Origin of the sequence: Mesorhizobium sp. (assembly GCF_004962925.1) — a bacterium.
Classification (GTDB): domain Bacteria; phylum Pseudomonadota; class Alphaproteobacteria; order Rhizobiales; family Rhizobiaceae; genus Mesorhizobium.
In genome coordinates this window covers 165026-183319 of sequence record NZ_SUEO01000001.1, presented here as the reverse complement: position 1 = coordinate 183319, position 18294 = coordinate 165026, and the positions used below count along the sequence as shown (strand labels likewise).

General features: G+C 59.9%; 13 protein-coding genes and 2 pseudogenes. 9 read left to right on the top strand and 6 right to left on the bottom strand.

The features are described 5' to 3' along the window. From E5W87_RS00875 to E5W87_RS00840, 8 genes and pseudogenes are all read left to right on the top strand, one after another. On the top strand, positions 1 to 867 hold an 867-nt coding region (locus tag E5W87_RS00875), incomplete at its 5' end, for an FAD-binding protein (protein ID WP_292393041.1). A 1-nt stretch (position 868) separates the two neighbouring features. Continuing rightward, positions 869 to 1750, top strand: coding sequence for a carboxylating nicotinate-nucleotide diphosphorylase (nadC, locus tag E5W87_RS00870; RefSeq protein ID WP_292223120.1), 882 nt, complete (start codon positions 869 to 871; stop codon positions 1748 to 1750). Between the two features lie 208 nt (positions 1751 to 1958). Continuing rightward, positions 1959 to 2927: a biotin synthase BioB gene (bioB, locus tag E5W87_RS00865; RefSeq protein ID WP_292223324.1), complete on the top strand. Its 969-nt coding sequence runs from the start codon at positions 1959 to 1961 to the stop codon at positions 2925 to 2927. Further along, entirely contained in the window at positions 2924 to 4063 is a 1140-nt protein-coding gene (locus E5W87_RS00860; RefSeq protein WP_292223123.1) for an 8-amino-7-oxononanoate synthase, read from the top strand. Before bioB ends, E5W87_RS00860 begins: the two co-directional genes overlap by 4 nt. Continuing rightward, complete coding sequence (bioD, locus tag E5W87_RS00855) at positions 4060 to 4695, top strand: dethiobiotin synthase (protein ID WP_292223126.1); 636 nt, start codon at positions 4060 to 4062, stop codon at positions 4693 to 4695. Before E5W87_RS00860 ends, bioD begins: the two co-directional genes overlap by 4 nt. Beyond that, positions 4695 to 5960, top strand: a complete 1266-nt coding sequence (locus E5W87_RS00850; RefSeq protein ID WP_292393037.1) for an adenosylmethionine--8-amino-7-oxononanoate transaminase — start codon at positions 4695 to 4697, stop codon at positions 5958 to 5960. Before bioD ends, E5W87_RS00850 begins: the two co-directional genes overlap by 1 nt. Further along, positions 5957 to 6955, top strand: a pseudogene (locus E5W87_RS00845) (beta-ketoacyl-ACP synthase III). The gene E5W87_RS00850 and the pseudogene E5W87_RS00845 overlap by 4 nt, the downstream one beginning before the upstream one ends. 173 nt (positions 6956 to 7128) lie before the next feature. After that, positions 7129 to 8772, top strand: coding sequence for an MFS transporter (locus E5W87_RS00840; RefSeq protein WP_029354881.1), 1644 nt, complete (start codon positions 7129 to 7131; stop codon positions 8770 to 8772). Positions 8773 to 9003: 231 nt separating this feature from the next. Here the strand turns inward: E5W87_RS00840 and hemN are convergent. Together hemN and E5W87_RS00830 are read right to left on the bottom strand one after the other, a co-directional pair. Further along, positions 9004 to 10327 (bottom strand): annotated as a pseudogene (gene hemN / locus E5W87_RS00835) (oxygen-independent coproporphyrinogen III oxidase). Positions 10328 to 10831: 504 nt separating this feature from the next. Further along, positions 10832 to 11188, bottom strand: coding sequence for a hypothetical protein (locus E5W87_RS00830; protein ID WP_091595902.1), 357 nt, complete (start codon positions 11186 to 11188; stop codon positions 10832 to 10834). A 682-nt stretch (positions 11189 to 11870) separates the two neighbouring features. Here E5W87_RS00830 and E5W87_RS00825 point away from each other — a divergent pair. After that, the gene (locus E5W87_RS00825) at positions 11871 to 13010 is read left to right on the top strand and encodes a porin (RefSeq protein WP_292223137.1); all 1140 of its coding nucleotides are present in this window, start codon (positions 11871 to 11873) and stop codon (positions 13008 to 13010) included. Between the two features lie 489 nt (positions 13011 to 13499). Here E5W87_RS00825 and E5W87_RS00820 read toward each other — a convergent pair whose 3' ends face one another. From E5W87_RS00820 to E5W87_RS00805, 4 genes are all read right to left on the bottom strand, one after another. After that, positions 13500 to 15371 carry an acyltransferase family protein gene (locus E5W87_RS00820; protein WP_292393035.1) on the bottom strand — a complete coding sequence of 624 codons (1872 nt, stop codon included), beginning with the start codon at positions 15369 to 15371 and terminating at the stop codon, positions 13500 to 13502. A gap of 83 nt (positions 15372 to 15454) precedes the next feature. After that, a complete protein-coding gene (locus E5W87_RS00815; RefSeq protein WP_292223143.1) occupies positions 15455 to 16018 on the bottom strand; it encodes a CpaD family pilus assembly lipoprotein in 564 nt (187 codons plus the stop codon). Between the two features lie 9 nt (positions 16019 to 16027). Further along, positions 16028 to 17449 (bottom strand): type II and III secretion system protein family protein, encoded by a 1422-nt coding sequence (locus tag E5W87_RS00810; RefSeq protein WP_245493090.1) that lies wholly within the window; start codon positions 17447 to 17449, stop codon positions 16028 to 16030. 71 nt (positions 17450 to 17520) lie between these two features. Continuing rightward, a complete protein-coding gene (locus E5W87_RS00805) occupies positions 17521 to 18207 on the bottom strand; it encodes a response regulator transcription factor (protein WP_292223146.1) in 687 nt (228 codons plus the stop codon). Positions 18208 to 18294: the final 87 nt, after the last annotated feature.

Below are 18294 nucleotides of genomic sequence, written 5' to 3'. Positions count from 1 at the left end.
GACTTGGAATTCATACAGTTCCATCCAACTGCGCTCGACGGTCCGCGCCGGCCGATGCCGCTGGTGAGCGAAGCCGTGCGTGGCGAAGGCGCGGTGCTCATCGATGAGCGAGGAGAGCGCTTCCTCGCTGACACACCTGGCGGTGAACTTGCGCCTCGCGACGTCGTCGCGCGCGCCATTTGGCACCAGCTTGCCGTTGGACGCCGCGTATTCCTGGATGCACGGCAAAGTCTCGGCCCGAGATTTAGCAAGCGTTTTCCAGGCATCGCCGAATTGTGCCGGAGCGCAGGGGTCGACCCCGCGACCGACCCGATCCCGGTGCGCCCGGCGGCACATTATCACATGGGCGGCGTCGCCGTAGACAGCGCCGGCCGCAGCTCCATCGAGGGATTGTGGGCCTGCGGTGAGGTCGCCTGTACCGGCCTGCACGGCGCCAACCGCCTGGCCAGCAACTCGCTCACCGAAGCGGCGGTCACCGCGAGCTGGGTTGCCGAAAGCGTTGCCGGCACGTCGTATACCCGGCGACCGCGCAGATGCTCCACATTCATCCCTCCAAGACCAGACGCTTCCGCGGTCCGCCCAATTGTCTCCGCCGCCCTGGGTATCATCCGCGACGGCGAGGCAATGCGCGAAGCGGTGGCGACCCTGCTGCCGATCGCAGCTGACAATGTCGCTGCCTCTGGCCCGGCTTTGGTCTCACTGATGATCGCCGTGGCGGCCCTGGGGCGGGAAGAGAGTCGAGGCGCGCACTGTCGGTCCGATTTCCCGCTCCACGATGCCGACGCGCGCCCATCACGGCTGACACTGCACAGCGCAATGCGGGCCGCGGCCGCACTCGATTGCCGGGCTACCATACGGAGCACCTGATATGATTTCATTCTCCCCCCTCCCCGCGACCCTGATCGAACCGATTGTGCGCGGTGCGCTCCTCGAAGACCTGGGCAGATGCGGCGACCTGACCAGCGATGCGGTTATCCCGCATGATTGCACTGCCACGTTGGTGCTCAAATCGAGGCAGGCGGGCGTCGTTGCCGGGCTCGATCTGGTCTCGTACGCCTTCCTGCTCGTGGAACCGGCGATCAACATCCAGATCTGGCGCCCTGATGGCAGCGATGTCGGGGCCGGGGAAACCATTGCAAGATTGTCCGGACCCGCGCGAGGCCTGCTCACGGCCGAACGCACTGCCCTCAATTTCTTATGCCGGCTGAGCGGCATTGCCACTGCCACAGCGGCGATGGTTGAGGCCGTGCGCGGTCACAAGGCGAGGATCGTATCGACGCGAAAGACGACGCCCGGCCTGCGGGTATTGGAAAAATACGCCGTGCGCGTCGGCGGCGGTGCCAATCACCGCTTCGGCCTCGATGACGGCGTGCTCATAAAGGACAACCACATCGCAATCGCCGGCGATATCCGCACAGCAATAGAGCGGGCGCGCGCCGCCGCAGGGCATATGGTGAAGGTCGAGGTCGAGGTCGACACGCTGAAGCAGCTCGATGCGGCGCTCGCGATTGGTGTTGACGCGGTGCTGCTCGACAATATGTCGGTCGAGGATCTTGCCCGCGCGGTTTCTATAGTGGGCGGCCGTACGATCACCGAGGCTTCCGGTCGGGTGACGCCGAAAACGGCGGCGGCGATTGCGGCGACCGGTGTCGATCTCATCTCCATGGGATGGCTGACGCACAGCGCCCCGATCCTCGACATCGGCCTGGACATGCCGGGCCACCAGAACATCTGCAAGCGTTTGAACTGAGGATTACGGCATGAGGAGCAACATCAGCTCGGCATGCGTAGGAAGGCGGTGGGAAGACGTGCCGCAGCTCGCCTTTTAGCGAGTGCGCTCCAAAGCCAAGTCGGACCGGGCTTGCCGGTCGACAGACTCCTTAAGGCGTACCGGACTAGCAACAAAAGGTTTGACGATGACGATTGGAATGAACTCGGAGTTCGACGTGAACCAGACCATGCAACCGGTCGATGGAACGCCTCCGCGATGGAACCGCAAAGAGGCCGAGGCCATCTACGGCATGCCGTTCAACGATCTGCTGTTCCTAGCTCAGACGATCCACCGCCAGAACTTCGATCGAAACCGAGTGCAGCTGTCGCGGCTCCTTAACATCAAGACCGGCGGCTGCCCCGAAGATTGCGGCTATTGCAGCCAGTCTGCGCATTACGAAACCGGGGTGAAGGCGTCGAAGCTGGTGGACGTCAAGCATGTCATCGACGAAGCGGCCAAGGCGCGTGATGGCGGCGCAACGCGCTATTGCATGGGCGCGGCGTGGCGAAGTCCCAAGGAGCGCGACATGGACGTCGTGGTCGCCATGATCGAGGGCGTCAAGGCGCTCGGCATGGAGACCTGCATGACACTCGGCATGCTCGATCTTGAGCAAGCTGCTCGCCTGAAGCAGGCCGGTCTCGACTACTATAACCACAACATCGATACCTCTGAGCGCTACTATGGCGAGGTTATTTCAACCAGGACTTTTGCCGACCGGCTGGAAACGCTTGGGCACGTGCGCGCGGTTGGGATGAAAGTCTGCTGCGGCGGCATCGTCGGGATGGGAGAAGAAAAGACCGATCGCATCGACATGCTGGTCACGCTGGCGAACCTGCCCGAGCCGCCGGAAAGCGTGCCGATCAACATGCTTATTCCCATCGAAGGCACGCCGCTTGCCGCGGCCGACGCCATCGATCCGATCGATTTCGTCCGCATCGTTGCGCTCGCGCGGGTGATGATGCCGAAATCCTGTGTAAGGCTGTCCGCCGGCAGGACGGCGATGAGCGACGAAACGCAGGCGTTGTGCTTCTTTGCCGGCGCTAACTCGATCTTTGTCGGCGACACGCTGCTGACGGCGGACAATCCCGGCGAGGACAAGGATAGCCTTCTGTTCCAGCGTCTCGGCATCAAGCCGATGGAACTCGCCACGCAATGAACGAGGCAATTCTTGCCCGCTATGACGCATCCTTGCGCGGACTGGCGCGCAAGGACCGGTTGCGGACGCTCGCACCGCGCGCCGGGCTCGACTTCTCGTCGAACGACTATCTCGGACTTGCCGCCTCCAAAAGACTGGGCGATGCGGTTTCGGCGGCGATCGCGCGGGGTACGCCGGTCGGCGCCACAGGATCGCGGCTGTTGCGCGGCAATGCACCGGAACATGAGCAATTGGAGGCGGACGCAGCGGCATTTTTCGGAGCCGAGCGCGCACTGTTCTTCGGCAGCGGCTATATCGCCAACTTCGCTCTGCTGACCGCGCTGCCGCAGAAGGGCGACCTGCTGGTCCTCGACCAACTCGCCCATGCCAGCATGCATGAGGGGGCACAGGCCGGACGCGCCGAGTTCAAGCTGGCCGCGCACAACGACGTCGACGCTGTCGAGGGCGCAATCACCCGCTGGCGCGCTGAAGGCGGCATGGGGCGCGTGTGGATCGCCGTCGAAAGCCTTTACAGCATGGATGGCGACCGTGCGCCGATGGAGAGCCTGGTCGCGCTGGCTGATCGGTACCAGGCATTCATCGTCTTCGATGAAGCGCATGCCACCGGCGTCTGGGGACCGGACGGCCGGGGACTGGCCGCCGCGTACGAAGGCCGCGACAACATCGTCACGCTCCACACATGCGGCAAAGCCCTCGGCGCCTACGGCGCGCTCGTCACCGGGCCGGGAACGCTGTGCGACTATCTCGTCAACCGGTGCCGGCCATTCATCTACGCCACCGCGCCATCGCCGCTGATGGCAGTGGCAGTGCGCGAAGCGCTGACTATTCTGTCCGACGAGCCCATGCGCCGCGCTCAGCTGCAGGAACGCGTTACCTGCGCCGGCCGCCAATTGGCCGAGCGCTGCGGCGTCGTAACCAGCGGCTCGCAGATCCAGCCATTTGTCATCGGCGACGTTGGGCGCACCATGGCGGTGGCGGCGGCCCTGCAGGGTCGCGGCTTCGACATACGCGGCATACGTCCGCCGACGGTGCCCGAGGGCACATCGCGCCTGCGCATTTCGCTGACGCTCAACGTCGACGAGACCGACATTTCCGCCATGGTCGAGGCTCTCGTCGAGGTGTTGGCCACAGCATGACCAAACGCATCGTCGTCACCGGAACAGACACCGGAATTGGCAAGACAGTGTTTTCGGCCGGACTTGCCGGGCTGCTCGACGGCTTCTACTGGAAGCCGGTGCAATCGGGCCTCGACGAGGAGACTGACAGCGAGGTCGTCGCCCGGCTTTCCGGCTTGCCCGATGGACGCGTGCTGCCCGAAGTCTATCGACTGACGAAGCCGCTGTCGCCGCATCGATCAGCCGAAATCGACGGCGTCGCGATCGAGGCCGACGATCTTTCATTTCCGGTCCTGCCGACACCGCTCGTCATCGAAGGCGCCGGCGGGCTGATGGTGCCGCTCAATCGACAGACAAGGTTCATTGACATATTCGAACAATGGCGGCTGCCGGTCATACTGTGCGCCCGCACCGCGCTCGGCACCATCAATCATACGCTGTTGTCGATCGAGGCCCTGAGAGCCCGCTCCATCCCGCTCATCGGCATTGCCTTCATGGGCGAAGAGGTGGCCGATACGCAAAGGACAATCGTGGAATTCGGCGGCGTGCCGCAGCTCGGCAGGCTGCCGCACCTCGGTCCGCTGACGGGTGAAACGTTGAGAGATGCAATGATTTCCGGCTTCGACCTGGCCATGATTGCCGGAGGCGACTGATGGCGCAGTCTCGAGTCTGGCATCCGTTCACGCAGCACGCGCTAGAGCCCTCGATCCCTGAAATCGTGCTGACTGAAGGCGCCTATCTCCACAAGGCCGACGGCTCCCGCATCCTGGATGCGATTTCTTCCTGGTGGGTCGTCACCCATGGCCACCGCCACCCCCGCATCATGAAGGCCATCCAGACGACCGCGTCGAGCCTCGACCAGATCATCTTCGCGGGCTTCACCCACGAGCCGGCCGAGCGCCTGGCCGAGGCGCTTGTCGGCCTCGCACCCGCCGCCCTCGACCGGGTGTTCTATTCCGACAGTGGCTCGACCTCAATCGAAGTCGCGCTGAAGATGGCGCTCGGCTATTTCCGCAACATCGGCGCGCCGCGTTCGCGCATCGTCGTCATGGAGCACGGCTATCATGGCGACACGATCGGGGCGATGAGCGTCGGCGCCCGTGGCGTGTTCAACGCCGCCTACGAGCCCTTGCTGTTCGAGGTCGACACCATCCCCTTCCCGGCCGCCGGGCGCGAGCAGGAAACGCTGGATCGGTTCGAGGCACTCTCCCGCGACCGGCGCGCCGCCGCGCTGATCGTCGAGCCGCTCGTGCTCGGCGCCGGCGGCATGCTCATGTATCCGGCCTGGGTTCTGACCGAATTGAAGAGGATCACTGAGGCCGCCGGCACGCTGTTGATCGCCGATGAAGTGATGACCGGCTGGGGGCGCACCGGAACCATGTTCGCCTGCGAACAGGCGTCCGTCTCGCCGGACATCCTGTGCACCTCGAAAGGTCTGACCGGTGGTACCATCCCGCTGGCCGCCACGATCGCCACCGATGCCATCTTCCAGGCTCACTATTCGGAGGATCGCAAGAAGACGTTTTTCCATTCGAGCTCCTACACCGCCAATCCGATTGCATGCGCGGCGGCACTTGCCAATGTCGAGATCTGGCACGACGAGCCGGTGGCCGAGCGGATCGCGGCCTCGAGCGCGATGCAGGCCGCTGGCCTCCAGCGCTTTCGCGACAACCCCCGCTTCACCGATTGCCGGGCAACCGGCACCATCGCGGCACTCGACCTACGCACCGGCTCAGCCGGTTATCTGGCTGAGATCGGGCCAAAACTGCGCGCTTTTTTTCTTGAGCGCGGCCTGCTCGTGCGCCCGCTCGGCAATGTCCTGTACCTTCTGCCGCCCTATTGCATTACCGGCAACGAGTTGGATGGGCTCTATGACGCCATCGAGGAGGCCGGCGAACGCTTCGGCTCAAAGCCATGAGCCGATCATCGCGCATTCTCGGGTTTGGCCATCATGCGCCCGCGCGCAAGGTGGAGAATCCGGAAATCGAAGATCGTCTCGGGCTTGAACCCGGCTGGATCGAGCGGCGCACCGGGATACGGTCGCGCTTCTGGGCAGCGGACGAAGACACGCTGTCGGCCCTTGCCGCGCACGCCGGCGACATGGCGCTGACCAATGCCGGTATCGACCGCGGCGACATCGGCCTACTGTTGCTCGCTACCTCCACACCCGATCATCTTCTGCCGCCAAGCGCGCCCCTGGTCGCACATCGGCTGGGACTAGGTCGCGCCGGCGCGATCGACCTGACCGGCGCGACCTAGACCGGCGCCTGCGCCGGCTTCATCTATGCGCTGATGTTCGCCGACGGGTTCACCCGCCTGCACGGCAAAGCGAGCCTTGTCATCGCCGCCAACATCCTCAGCCGCCGCATCAATTCGGCCGAGCGCGCCAGCGCCGTGCTGTTTGCCGATGCCGCCGGCGCCGTGGTGATCGGCCCGTGCGAAGACACTGACCGGGGCATTCTTGGTGCTTCGGTGGATTCCGACGGTTCGGGCTACGGGCTGATCCAGATTCCCGCCGGCGGAAGCAACACGCCGTTCCATGGCGACCTCGACCTCGCGCAGACACGGATGACGATCACTGACGGCCGTGAAGTATTCAGCAAGGCCGTGGAGATGATGACCGCCTGCTCGAGAGATGCGCTCACTGCTGCCCGACTGAGGCCGCAAGACCTCGATCGTTTCGTGCCGCATCAGGCCAATGCTCGCATTTTCGACGCGGTCGGCAGGAACCTCGGCATCACAGATCACTCGATGGTCAAGACGATCGCCGAATATGGCAACTCTTCCGCCGCGACGATCCCGCTCTCATTATCGCTCGCCCATCGGGCGCAGCCGTTTCGGCCTGGCGAGAAAGTCCTCTTGGCGGCAGCGGGTGCGGGTCTCAGCGGCGGCGCGCTTGTCGTGGGAATTTAGCAAAGCAACGCTTGCGCATAGGACTGCTCATGAATGAGACTATGAGAATGGCTCAATACGCAAATAGTCGCCGGCAAGCTCCATAGAGCTGGGTTCCGTGCGGTGCTCCGCGATGTCTAAGTATCGACCCACTTGCTCAAATCGCAGCGCTCATCGAAGGCCAGCAAAACCTCATGCAGAGCGAAAATCCTCAACCGCCCGTTTCAAAGACGCTCGCCCCATTTCGAAACAAGGTGTTTCGCTCAATTTGGACGGCCACCCAGATTTCCAGCCTGGGTTGGCTAGTGCAAACGGTCGCCATCAGTTGGCTTATGGCAACGATTTCTGCGTCCGACCTTATGGTTGCACTCGTCCAGGCCGCATCTACATTGCCGGTGTTCTTCCTCTCAGTTTTCGCCGGAGCCATTGCCGACAACTTCAGCCGCCGGTGGGTGATGTTTGCGGGACACTGCCTGATAGCATCGGCGTCGATGACGCTGATGATTTCTGTGGGTCTGGGATTTGTCAGTCCTTGGCTGATTCTCGGGTTAGGTTTCCTGGCCGGCTGCGGCTTTGCCTTGAATGATCCGGCCTGGCACGCTTCGGTCGGCGATATCCTTCACAAACGCGACATTCCGGCCGCAGTGACGCTTATGTCCGTCGGATACAACATTGTGCGCAGCGTTGGTCCGGCCTTAGGGGGCGTGATCCTGGCCGTCTTTGGGCCGCTGGCCGCTTTCGCCTTGGCTGCGGTGAGTGATCTGGCGCCTATAAGCGCGATATGGCGCACCAAATGGGAGGTCCGCTCTTCGCCTCTCCCTCGTGAGAGAATGACGACGGCAATTCATGACGGAGTGCGCTTTACGGCGATGTCTTTGGAGATCAGGGCAGCGACCGCCCGAGCAGCTCTTTTCGGATTGGCAAGCATCTCCATTCTGGCGTTGCTCCCTCTCGTCGTCCGGGATCAGTTGAAGAGTGGGCCAATTGTCTACGGTATCTTATTGGCCGGCTTCGGCATGGGTGCTTTCATCGCGGGCATGGGCAACGGCTTCTTGAGGAAGGTCACGTCTCAAAACAGGCTGGTGGCCTTCGCCTCTGTGGCTTGTGCAGTCTGTTGCCTCTCCCTTGCCCTGACATCGTCGGTTCCTGTGGCGGCCATTTCGCTGGCGCTCGGCGGAGCGGGTTGGCTTATCACCTGGACGGGCATTGACGTGTCGGTTCAGTTGGCAAGCCCAAGGTGGGTTGTAGGCCGCACGCTCTCCATTTACTACGCCTTGAGCGCAGGCGGTATGGCTGCTGGCAGCTGGATCTGGGGTTCTGTCGCGCAAAACTATTCCTTGACCTCAGCATTGGAGGGCGCCGCGGGCGCTCTGTTGCTGGTTGCAGCAGCGGGGATCGTGTTGCCGGTCCGTCCCTGGGAAGAAACGGATCAAGAAAGTTCAGTTTTTCATCCGCCGGACGTGGCTCTCGATCTGAAACCCAGAAGTGGCCCTATCGTGGCCAAGGTCGAGTATTTGATATCGGAGGAAAATATCGAGGCCTTTCTGGGCTACATGCGCACGCGGCGACACGTCCAGAGCCGTGCCGGTGCACGAAACTGGACGCTCCAGCGAAATCTGCAAACACCGTCACTTTGGACGGAGACATTCCGCACCCCCACCTGGATGGACTTTCTCCGCCTAAATCATCGACTCACCGCAGCAGATAAGGAAGTCGGCCAGCATCTCCTGTCACTGCATGAAGGAGAGGTGCCTCCGCAGACAGTGCTTTCGATTGAACGAACGACCGAGGCAATTCGTACCCGTACCTCGACAATCTTTTCTCGTCCTCCAAGATGACGCCATCAAGCTGCTATCCAGGGACAGGGTGGATCACCGGTGCTTTGCAGAGCACAGCCTCACACCGAGAGCAGCGTGCTCCGAGTTGTGCGATCGAGCGCACCCAGGCGAGATGATGATGAACGCGGCGTCAAGTGGAAGTCCCCTGCATGCGCTTGCGGAGTCTTCTGCGAGAGCCCATGCCGACGAGCGCCAAACAAGGTCTGATGCCTTCGGAGTCGTGGCCTCAACTCATCGATTCGCGAGAAAAGCATCGAATGCAGCAGCAACGGCGCGAACAACAAAGCGGTGCTCCGGCCGCACGCGGATGAAGCCGTTTTCGACGTCCACGATCCCCTCCTCAGCCAGGTCACCAAACGCTCAACTGAATCGAGAAAACGAGCTGGTTCGATTTCGTGGGCGGCACAGATGGTCGGCACGTCGGCCTCCAAATCGCACATCAGTCGCTCGATGATTGCTGCGCGCACCCGGTCATCGTCGGTCAGACGGGTGGCCCTTTGATGTCGCCAGACGTCCACTTGCGATGTGCCGGGCGTAAGAATCCCGTGTTACTTCGTTCTGAACGTACCCCTCGCCGACTCGGCCAATAGCCGACGCGCCGAAGCCGATCACGGTTTTGCAAGTATCGGCCGAGTATCCCAGCGAATTACGCCGCAGGCGCCCGGTCTTCTGCGCTAGCGCGAGTTCGTCGTCCGGCAGAGCGAAATGATCGAGCCCGATCTCCCGGTAGCCGGCGCCAACCAGTGTCTCGGCGACAGCTGCAGCCTGTTCGGCGCGAGCATCGCCGTCCGGTAGACCTGCCTGCTCGATTAGGCGCTGATTCTTTATCACGGAAGGAATATGCACGTAGCCGAACACCGCAAGCCGGTTGGGGCGCAACCGCAGCCATCGCGGTCTGGATGCAGGACTGCACAGTCTGTTTCGGGAGACCGAAGATGAGATCGAAGTTGATATGGCCAACGCCATGGCGGCGGAGATTTTCGACGGCACCGGCCGTCTGCACCTTACTCTGGATCCGATTGATCGCCTTTTGCACATCGGGATCAAAGCTCTGCACGCCGATGCTCGCGCGGTTGACACCGGTAGCTGCCAAGGCTTCGGCCATTTCCGGTGTGAACGTTCGGGGATCGATCTCCACGGCGATCGCAGCAGTTTTGCTGAAAGCGAAGTGGCGGCGTAGAAATTCCATCAGCGCCAAGTGCTCGGCTGGCCCGATAAGGTGAGGCGTTCCGCCGCCGAAATGCACATCGCTCACCGGCAGCCCTTGCCGCACTTGCTCCGACACCAAACTGATCTCCTGACGCAGCACCGCCAAATAATTAAGGACCGGGCCGTTGCGACGGGTGACCGCGGTAGGGAAGCCGCAATACCAGCACATGGATCGGCAAAACGGAATGTGGAAATAGAGCGACACCGATTCGTCGGCCGGGAGGCCCCTCAGCCATTCCTCATAATCGTCAGCACCAACCGCCGCAGAGAAGTCTGGCACAGTCGGATAGATGGTATACCAAGGCGGCCGGGGGTCCCGGTACTTTGTCAGGATTGAGGTGTGCAAGGAGCTGTCGTCCCACGTCGCTGATCCATCATTGTTTCGTTGCGCGCTCGTCCTGTCTCTGACCTAAGTCAGTGCGTCCCGCTTTCTCCGCGTTTTCAAGGCGGAGGCGGCGATGTCGCAGTCTCGGTTGGACAGGACGGTATCAACCACGCCGGGGAGTGCGCGTGCCATGGTTCCGCCTGAGGTGATGGTGCGGTGCCGCATTCAACGTTTGAGTACGTGACGCCAGTGCAGTGTACTTGAGGCGTCTGCGGAAGAACTTTGCAATGCGAAATTCATGTCCGACGCCAAACGTCGCAACGCACCTGTCAAGCCTCGTTCAGACGCCATCCAGGTCCAGCCAGCGGCCTTCCCTGCCGGCCGAAAAACCATACCGGCTTTAGCCACCGAGACGCTCTAAAGCTGACGTCCGCTCATTTGATGAAAGGAAGGCGCCGCTAGGGGGTGCACAAGGCTCCCCGGCTTGACGTCGCTTCGAGCGATGAGCGGCGGTGTGGCTTGTCGTCAAGCGCCGGGCAGCGTGCCCCCTACCGATATCCCGAAAAGATCGACCAAGATGGCCATCCCGACGCCACACGCGGTCTGGATGAGGCCGACCATGAAAATGCGATTGGCGCGTTCGTAGATGGGGCGGCGCAAGGAACTCATGTCGAGCAGCATGGACAGCGCTCTCATCTGCAGTGCGATGCCGAGCAGGATCGGCACTACGGCGAACAGATCGTAGAGTTGCCATGGCAAGGGGTTCGCCGCCCAATGAGTGAGGAAGCCGAGCGAAAAGGCAAGCAGGATACCCACGGCAGTGATTGTGCCGTTGCGGAAAATGGTCTCGATCAGTTCTTCCTTCGGATCGTGCTCGTCCAAGCGGCTTCCTTTCGTTGCTCTTTCCGTCGAGACTAAGTTCCCGAGAATGCTGTTCATCGCCAATTACTCGAGGCGAGCCGTAGGCAACCGTTTCAGGGTGCGCTCCCTTCTCGCTACCGGCCACGCAATGTACCTGCACGGCGAACTTACAGCGGCGAAAAGGTGCTTCGGCCACCATGCGACACATCGGACGTGGACGCCCTCTGTTCCTGGCGCAGCCCTTGCGGACCGCACGCGCGCAGTAATCCTTCTCGGTAGCGCATGAAGCGGCCTCCGTTGCGGTCAGACGGGAAGCCGTCGCTGTTAAACGAGACTGTCACATATCGAACATGGCGAACCGTGTCGCACATTGCTTTTCGCAGTGACCCTCAAAAAAAGTGATTCCAGCGAGACGAAGGCGCGTCGGCCCAATTTTGGTGTCGGCCGCATCTACGCTTCAGGTTGGCATGTCGCTTGCTGCTCTATTCCGAGGCTGCAGCGGTCTGACCGGAGTGTTTCACATATAAACGATAATGAATCTCCTAGCAGAAAACACTATTCTAAGTACATGTGGCTTTTACGCTGGATAACCTCCCATGTCAAGCGCTTTTACGTCCACAAATTGGAGACAACACGCACAAAATTTAGAGTAAAGCTTTCTCTTACGCCTCTATCCTTTTTATTTCTTCATGGAGATCTAGACATGTACATCAAGAATCGTCTTCTCGGCTTAACTGCTCTGATCGCCGCCTCCGTCGTTCGAGCAGCTGGCGCCGAGCGGGAACCGGCCGAGTACATCAAGATCTGCGACGTCCTCGGCTCGGGGTATTTCTATATTCCCAACACCGACACCTGCCTGCGCATCGGCGGCTATGTCCGTTATGATATCGGCCTGGGTGATGTCCGATCGTATGACAGCGCAAGAACCTCGGATGTGAGAACTGGCGAGGACCAAGGCACTTGGCGAAACAACACACGCTTCACGTTCAAAACTTGGACCGGCCAGCAGACCGAGCTCGGCGCGTTGACGACCTATACCGAAACCCACGTGAATTTTGGCAATAGCGCTAACTCGCGTGACAGTCCTCAGAACTATGATTTCAACAGCGGCCTCGCACTGGCTTCTGCCTGGGTCGAGCTGGGGGGCCTGCGAGTTGGCAAGGACGGGTCGGCCTTCGATACGTTTGTAAGCTACGCTGGCAACGTTCTCGATAGTATGCTCGTTCGGTCGGCCGGCTTCGACACCAACGTGGCTCAGTACTACTTCGACGCCGGCAACGGCATTTCGACCGTGATTTCGCTCGAACAAGGATCGGGCTCAGCCGGTACTATCGACAGCTATATTCCGCACGTTGTCGCCGGCTTGAAATACACGCAAGGCTGGGGCTCGATCACCGGCGTCGCGGCTTATGACAGCAACTACGAAGCTTTGGCCGGCAAGATCCGTGTCGACGTCGCTGTCACAAACCAGCTGTCGCTGTTTGGACTGTTCGGCTACGGTTCCAATGGCAGTCTCAACGAGGACTCAAACGGCGCAATCGCCAATCATGTGCGCGGCTCGTACAAAATCTGGAACGGCCAGTGGGCTTTCTGGGCGGGCGCCACCTACGAGTTTGACGAGAAAACTTCGTTCAACTTTCAGGTCTCGAGTGATCAGCTCAAGAATTCTGGTTTGGCTGCAAACGTCGTCTATATGGTCGTTCCTGGCTTCACGGTCACAGCCGAGGTCGATTACGACCACTACGGCAACTTTGGCGTCGGCCCTGCCGACCCTACCACCGTCAAGGGCACGAGCAAGCCGAACAGCGTCGGCGGCATTCTCCGCTTCCAACGCTCATTTTGAAATCTCTCCAGCCGCGAGCATCTCTGGCAAAGGCACTTGCCTCGACAACGCACGCATAGAGAGCTTCTTTCGCCATCCTTGAAGTCTGCATCGACCGTCCACGGCCCATCGTACCAACTTGAGACTGAAAGGGGTGAGCCCTGTGTAATACAGCCTAGCCCTTGACCTGCCCAATGAACCGGCCAGGGGTGGTCAGTTCAAATTCGGGGCCGTTTAGAGGGCAGTGTGAGGCCGTGTCAGGTAAGTGCCACTGCAATGTCGGGACCGCGACACGCCTGTCGCTGTGGATGGCTGGAATTGCCCTTCGCGGCGCCATTCATTCTCTCAACATTTACGTGATAATGCACGCTTAGTCCGATCCGCGTGGCAGCACCCATCCTAGGTCGCTATCGGGTGGCCTTAAACCTGAACAGCTCCATCGTCGCGGCTGCTGCCGAAGCAGGAGCAATCACAGGGACCCGCACTGGTGCTTGTCAGCCGTCTGACCCGCTACTTCGTCTTAGGAAGAGCATTGTCTTTGCCAAAAGCCGGCCAGTATTTCAAGATTGCCAGTGTGGCGCCGGCTGAAGAGAAATGACCATAGTCGAAATACACAAACTCTCCTCTGTCGGAATAGGGGCAGCGTCCTGCGCTGCACAGGAATTTCAGCGGATCGATGAATGTGGCGCCTTTGGTAAATGAGCGCACACGTTCGTTGATGCCGGGGTCCATCGCCATCGGCCAGGACGTATCGTCCAGATTTTGGCGCTTGGCGAAGAACGCAATTTTCCGGACGTCAGTTGGGAACTGCGGAGACTGGCCGATGACAAACACGCGCACGCCCAGGGCACGAAGCGTATCGATTGTTTGCTGAAGACCGTCGAAGCCTCTGACCTCATAGTCACTCCATTTACCGCTGAGGATAACCGTCTTGATGTCCGCTTCCAAGATGATGTCCAAGGCCTTGCGATTGAACCGGACACAATCAAGACGAGCGTAAGAGTAGTAAGAGAGTATCGGCGGGCAGCCGGCGTACGTATATTCCACGATGTTCGCCTGCAACCGATTTATGTTAGCACCCAGGCCGGAAACATAGTGCGCGGCGAAGGAGTCGCCCCACAAAAAAACCGTTGTTGGAAAACCGCGAGTGCGCGTGCAATCCTCCATATTCCAGCTTTCGATCCGGCTGGTGCCCTCGTTGAAACAGATGCCATTCCTCCAGTCCCCGACGGAAATGCGCCGCTGGACATAGTCCGGAAACCGTTGCGGAAAGCCGTTGCCGAGCGCCCCCGCCGCTCCGCCGGCACAAAGAACAACGATCGCGAGCGCTGAAAAGGCGAAGATAGGCCCCGGGGCGGTGAAGGTCCTCTTCTGTCGAAACGGCTGCTCTACAAACTTCCAGGAGAATGCAGCCAATGCGAGGCTTGCCACCAACATCGCACCGGTCATCAACGGATCGAGTTTTTGGAACGAAAGATAATGCGCGAACGCATTGAGCGGCCAGTGAACAAGATACAACGAATACGAGATGAGCCCAATCCAGACCAGCGGCCGGACTTCGAGCATGCGGCTGGCGACCGTCGAGGGGGAATTTTGGCCAACATAGATCAGAAGGGCCGTTCCCATGCATGGATACAAGGCGTTGTAGCCTGGGAACGGATCACTCTCCGAAATCGCGAAGAACCCGATGGCGAGAAGGCCAAATCCGGCCAACCCCACCGACTCCATCAGGAATCGGTTGCCCAACGGCGGGGGGCGTTTGAGCATGAGCAGGGCGCCCAACATGAGTTCCCAGATTCGGGTCGGCAGCAGATAGAATCCGGCGGTGGGCGCCAGCGATGTCGCCATCACCGCCACTACGAAGCTGCAGAGAATTATCGGAAGAAGTGTCGTCAGCCAGCGCTTCCCGATGTAGCGATAGATTAGGAACATCAGGATTGGGGCGAAGATGTAGTACTGCTCCTCTACGGAAAGCGACCAGGTGTGCAACAGTGGTCGAAGCGCGGCATCGATCGAGAAGTAACTTGACGTTTTCCAGAAAAAAACGTTCGACCAGAAAGTCGAGGCAGCTATGATGCTAAGACTGAATTCGCGCAGATCCGATGGCAGAAGAATGAACAATGCCGCAATGCAGGTGAGAAGCATCACAAAGACGAGAGCCGGCAGAATGCGCCGGGCACGGCGCCAGTAGAAGTTGACGATCGAAAATTGGCCGCGTTCAAGGTCATCCAAGAGGCTTCCGCTGATTAGGTAGCCGGAGATGACGAAGAAGATATCGACCCCGCCAAAGCCACCCGGGATCGCCGAAATTCCGAAATGAAAGAGTACGACCGGAAGTACAGCAACAGCCCTAAGGCCCTCGATATCGCGCCTATATTGCATCCAGCGGTTCCTTTGATTTTAGATCAGGGCGAGATTGGAGCTTTCAATCCCCGGTAGGAGTGCTGCCAAGATAAGGGACGGTATCAGCCACCTTTATCCGTCCCGAATGTTCTGTAAGTGGCAACTGGTATAGAAGCACGATCGCCATCGCCGGACTTGACGGCCTGATTGTCGAGCAGATCGCGCGGATCGTTGACCATCACGGCCAGGTTATATCCTGTCGAACAACCAAGCGGCTGTTTGAAGGATTCTTCATTGGGTAAAGCACCATATGAGGGACAGACCGGCGGACGGGCGTGATAGACAATCGCCTCAATTCGCACTGAGCCGGCGTCGTGTTGATCGAGCAATTGAATGTTGTCTGCTTCGATTGCCAACTGCCTGGCCTGATGGGCTACCCCTGCGCTGAGCTGGGGCGAACCGCTGATGAGGAGGTGGAGGGCATCGAACCGGCCGCGACTGGCCTTGTCTAGGAAAACACGCAAACGCTGCCGTTCGGAAGCGCGCAGGCTTTGCAACGTCAGGACGGTGGTCTCCTCTCGGATAAGCATTGGTGCCGATGGTTCGACATCAACTGGCGTAGTGCTGGTGCAGCCACTTACGCTTGGTGCCAGAGCGACAAAGAGGATTATAAAACGCAACATCATTGGACGACACTATTCGATGATGAAGCCGAGACCGCCCTGGGCGCTTGGCGCGCCCGCACGGATAGCAGCGCGGTCTCGCGGGGGACTTGCCACGGAATTCGTCGGAGCGCCCCCTCCGTTCAAAGCCGGTGCCGCCCGCTCGGTAGGTGCGCTCATCTGGTTTGGGTTGGAGCCTGGTCTTACAATGTAAGGCGTAACTAGAATGACCAGTTCTGACTCCTCTTTTTGAAACGAGGACGAGCGAAAAAGCGGTCCCAGGATCGGCATTTCTCCGAGCCAGGGAAAGGCCCTGACATCATTGTTGACGTTCCGCCTGATTAGACCGCCGATTGCGAAGCTCTGCCCACTGGCGAGTTCGACGACCGTATCGGCTCGGCGCGTGGAAACTGCCGGCACGGAAATTCCGTTGATTTGCACGGCACCTTGCGTCGACAGTTCACTGACTTCGGGCGTTACGTGAATGTTGATTTGATTGTTGCTGAGAACTGTCGGCACAAATTCCAGACTGACGCCGAAGTGACGGAATTCAACCGATACCTGCCTGTTTTCCTGCAGGACAGGAATGGGAAATTCGCCGCCAGCGAGAAAGCTGGCTTTTTCACCCGACATGGCGGTGAGGTTCGGCTCAGCCAGGACGGACGCTATATGCTCCTTGGCGAGCGCGTCGAGAACCGCGCTGACGTTGACGGCACCGTTGTCGAATCCGATTTCTGCTGTACCGCCACCCTGGGTTGAACCAGACCCAGCGCTTGCACCGCTTCCGCTTAGAACGCCCACTTTGAAATTGCCGATTTGACCGAAGGCGGACAGGTTGACGCCGAGTGACTTCATGGCGCTGCGTGAGACTTCGGCTACGCGCACGCTGAGGTTAACTTGCAGGGATCCAGCGACCTTGATGTTGTTGACGACTTGCGCTCCGTCGCCCAGATATTGCTCAGTGACTCTTTTTGCGGTGTCGGCGACCTCTGCGTCGGGCGCTGTCCCGCTAAGGATTGCGCCGCGCGGCGTATAGTTGACGCGGATGGGATAGTCGCCGACCTGCTCCCGCAACATGGCGCGTAAATCCCCGATCGGTTGCGTGACAACGATACGCAATTCGGCGAGAGGCTCGCCGTTGCCATCCAAGGCGAATAGGCTGGTCCGCCCCGATTTCTTGCCAAAGACGAAGATTGTTTTGCTCGATGGTGCCTGAAAATCCGCGATCGTGGGGTCAGCAACAAAGATGGTCGTGGCTGGCGCGGGCAGATGAACGGTCTCCCCGAGCGAAGAGGAAAGGGTCAGCGTGGCGTTGATGCTATTCGAAGCCGCACGCGGCGCGCCTTTGTCCTGCTTGTTTTGCGCCGCGACACCAAGTGGGAAAGTCACAATAAGCGCACAGAGGAGATGGCCCAGGTAACGGGGCACTGCAGGTCTAGGAACCTTGATGGCGATCGCCCGCCAATTGAGCGCATGGCAAGGATGTTGAAGGATCAGCAAAATAGATCTTCTTTCGATTCGACAAACTATGCGGATGACGCGTCAGTCAATTCTAGAATGTAACCAATGCCACGGATGGTCTTGATCCGTGGCGTTGCACCTGATCTGGTCAGATGTCCACGTAAACGATAGATTCCGACTTCAAGCGCGTTGGCAGACACGTCGTCGTTGAACGAATAGAGGTGATCTTCCAGCTGCGCACGGGGCACGACGCGGCCTGCCCGGTTAAGCAGATGCTCTAGAATACAGAGTTCGCGACGTGCGATCATCATTGGGTGCCCAGCAACGAAAACCTGTCGGGCGACCGGATCGAAGTTGAGATTGCCAAATACGAGCCTCAGGTCGGTCATTTGTGTCGCCCGGCGCAGAATGGCTCTCATTCTGGCGATAAGCTCATCGGTAGAGACGGGTTTGAGCAGAAAGTCGTCCGCACCACCGTTGAAGATCGCAATTCGCTTATCGAGATCGTTGAGGCTGCTCATAATGACGGCAGGAACTGAATGCCCGTGGGTCCTCAACTGCCTCAGCCAACCCAAGCCATCGCCATCTGGCAGAGCCAATTCCAGCAGGAGAATTTCATAGCTGGCGCAAGAAAATGCACTCGAGGCCAGTTCCAGAGTACCAACGACATCAACGACGAAGCCGCCATCCCCGAGCGCAAGTCGCATGGCGCGCGCAAGATCCGCATGATGATCCACGAGCAGCGTTCGCATTTCATCTCCTATCGAAGAGGGACGGCCCATCGAACGCGTCACCGGCGGCCATCTGATCGGAGCACACGGCGCGCAACTCGTCGCAGC

Coding starts and splice junctions, on each gene's coding strand:
- nadC (WP_292223120.1), top strand. CDS start 869: ATGATTTCATTCTCCCCCCTCCCCGCGACCCTGATCGAACCGATTGTG.
- bioB (WP_292223324.1), top strand. CDS start 1,959: ATGCAACCGGTCGATGGAACGCCTCCGCGATGGAACCGCAAAGAGGCC.
- E5W87_RS00860 (WP_292223123.1), top strand. CDS start 2,924: ATGAACGAGGCAATTCTTGCCCGCTATGACGCATCCTTGCGCGGACTG.
- bioD (WP_292223126.1), top strand. CDS start 4,060: ATGACCAAACGCATCGTCGTCACCGGAACAGACACCGGAATTGGCAAG.
- E5W87_RS00850 (WP_292393037.1), top strand. CDS start 4,695: ATGGCGCAGTCTCGAGTCTGGCATCCGTTCACGCAGCACGCGCTAGAG.
- E5W87_RS00840 (WP_029354881.1), top strand. CDS start 7,129: ATGCAGAGCGAAAATCCTCAACCGCCCGTTTCAAAGACGCTCGCCCCA.
- E5W87_RS00825 (WP_292223137.1), top strand. CDS start 11,871: ATGTACATCAAGAATCGTCTTCTCGGCTTAACTGCTCTGATCGCCGCC.
- E5W87_RS00820 (WP_292393035.1), bottom strand. CDS start 15,371: ATGCAATATAGGCGCGATATCGAGGGCCTTAGGGCTGTTGCTGTACTT.
- E5W87_RS00815 (WP_292223143.1), bottom strand. CDS start 16,018: ATGATGTTGCGTTTTATAATCCTCTTTGTCGCTCTGGCACCAAGCGTA.
- E5W87_RS00805 (WP_292223146.1), bottom strand. CDS start 18,207: ATGCGAACGCTGCTCGTGGATCATCATGCGGATCTTGCGCGCGCCATG.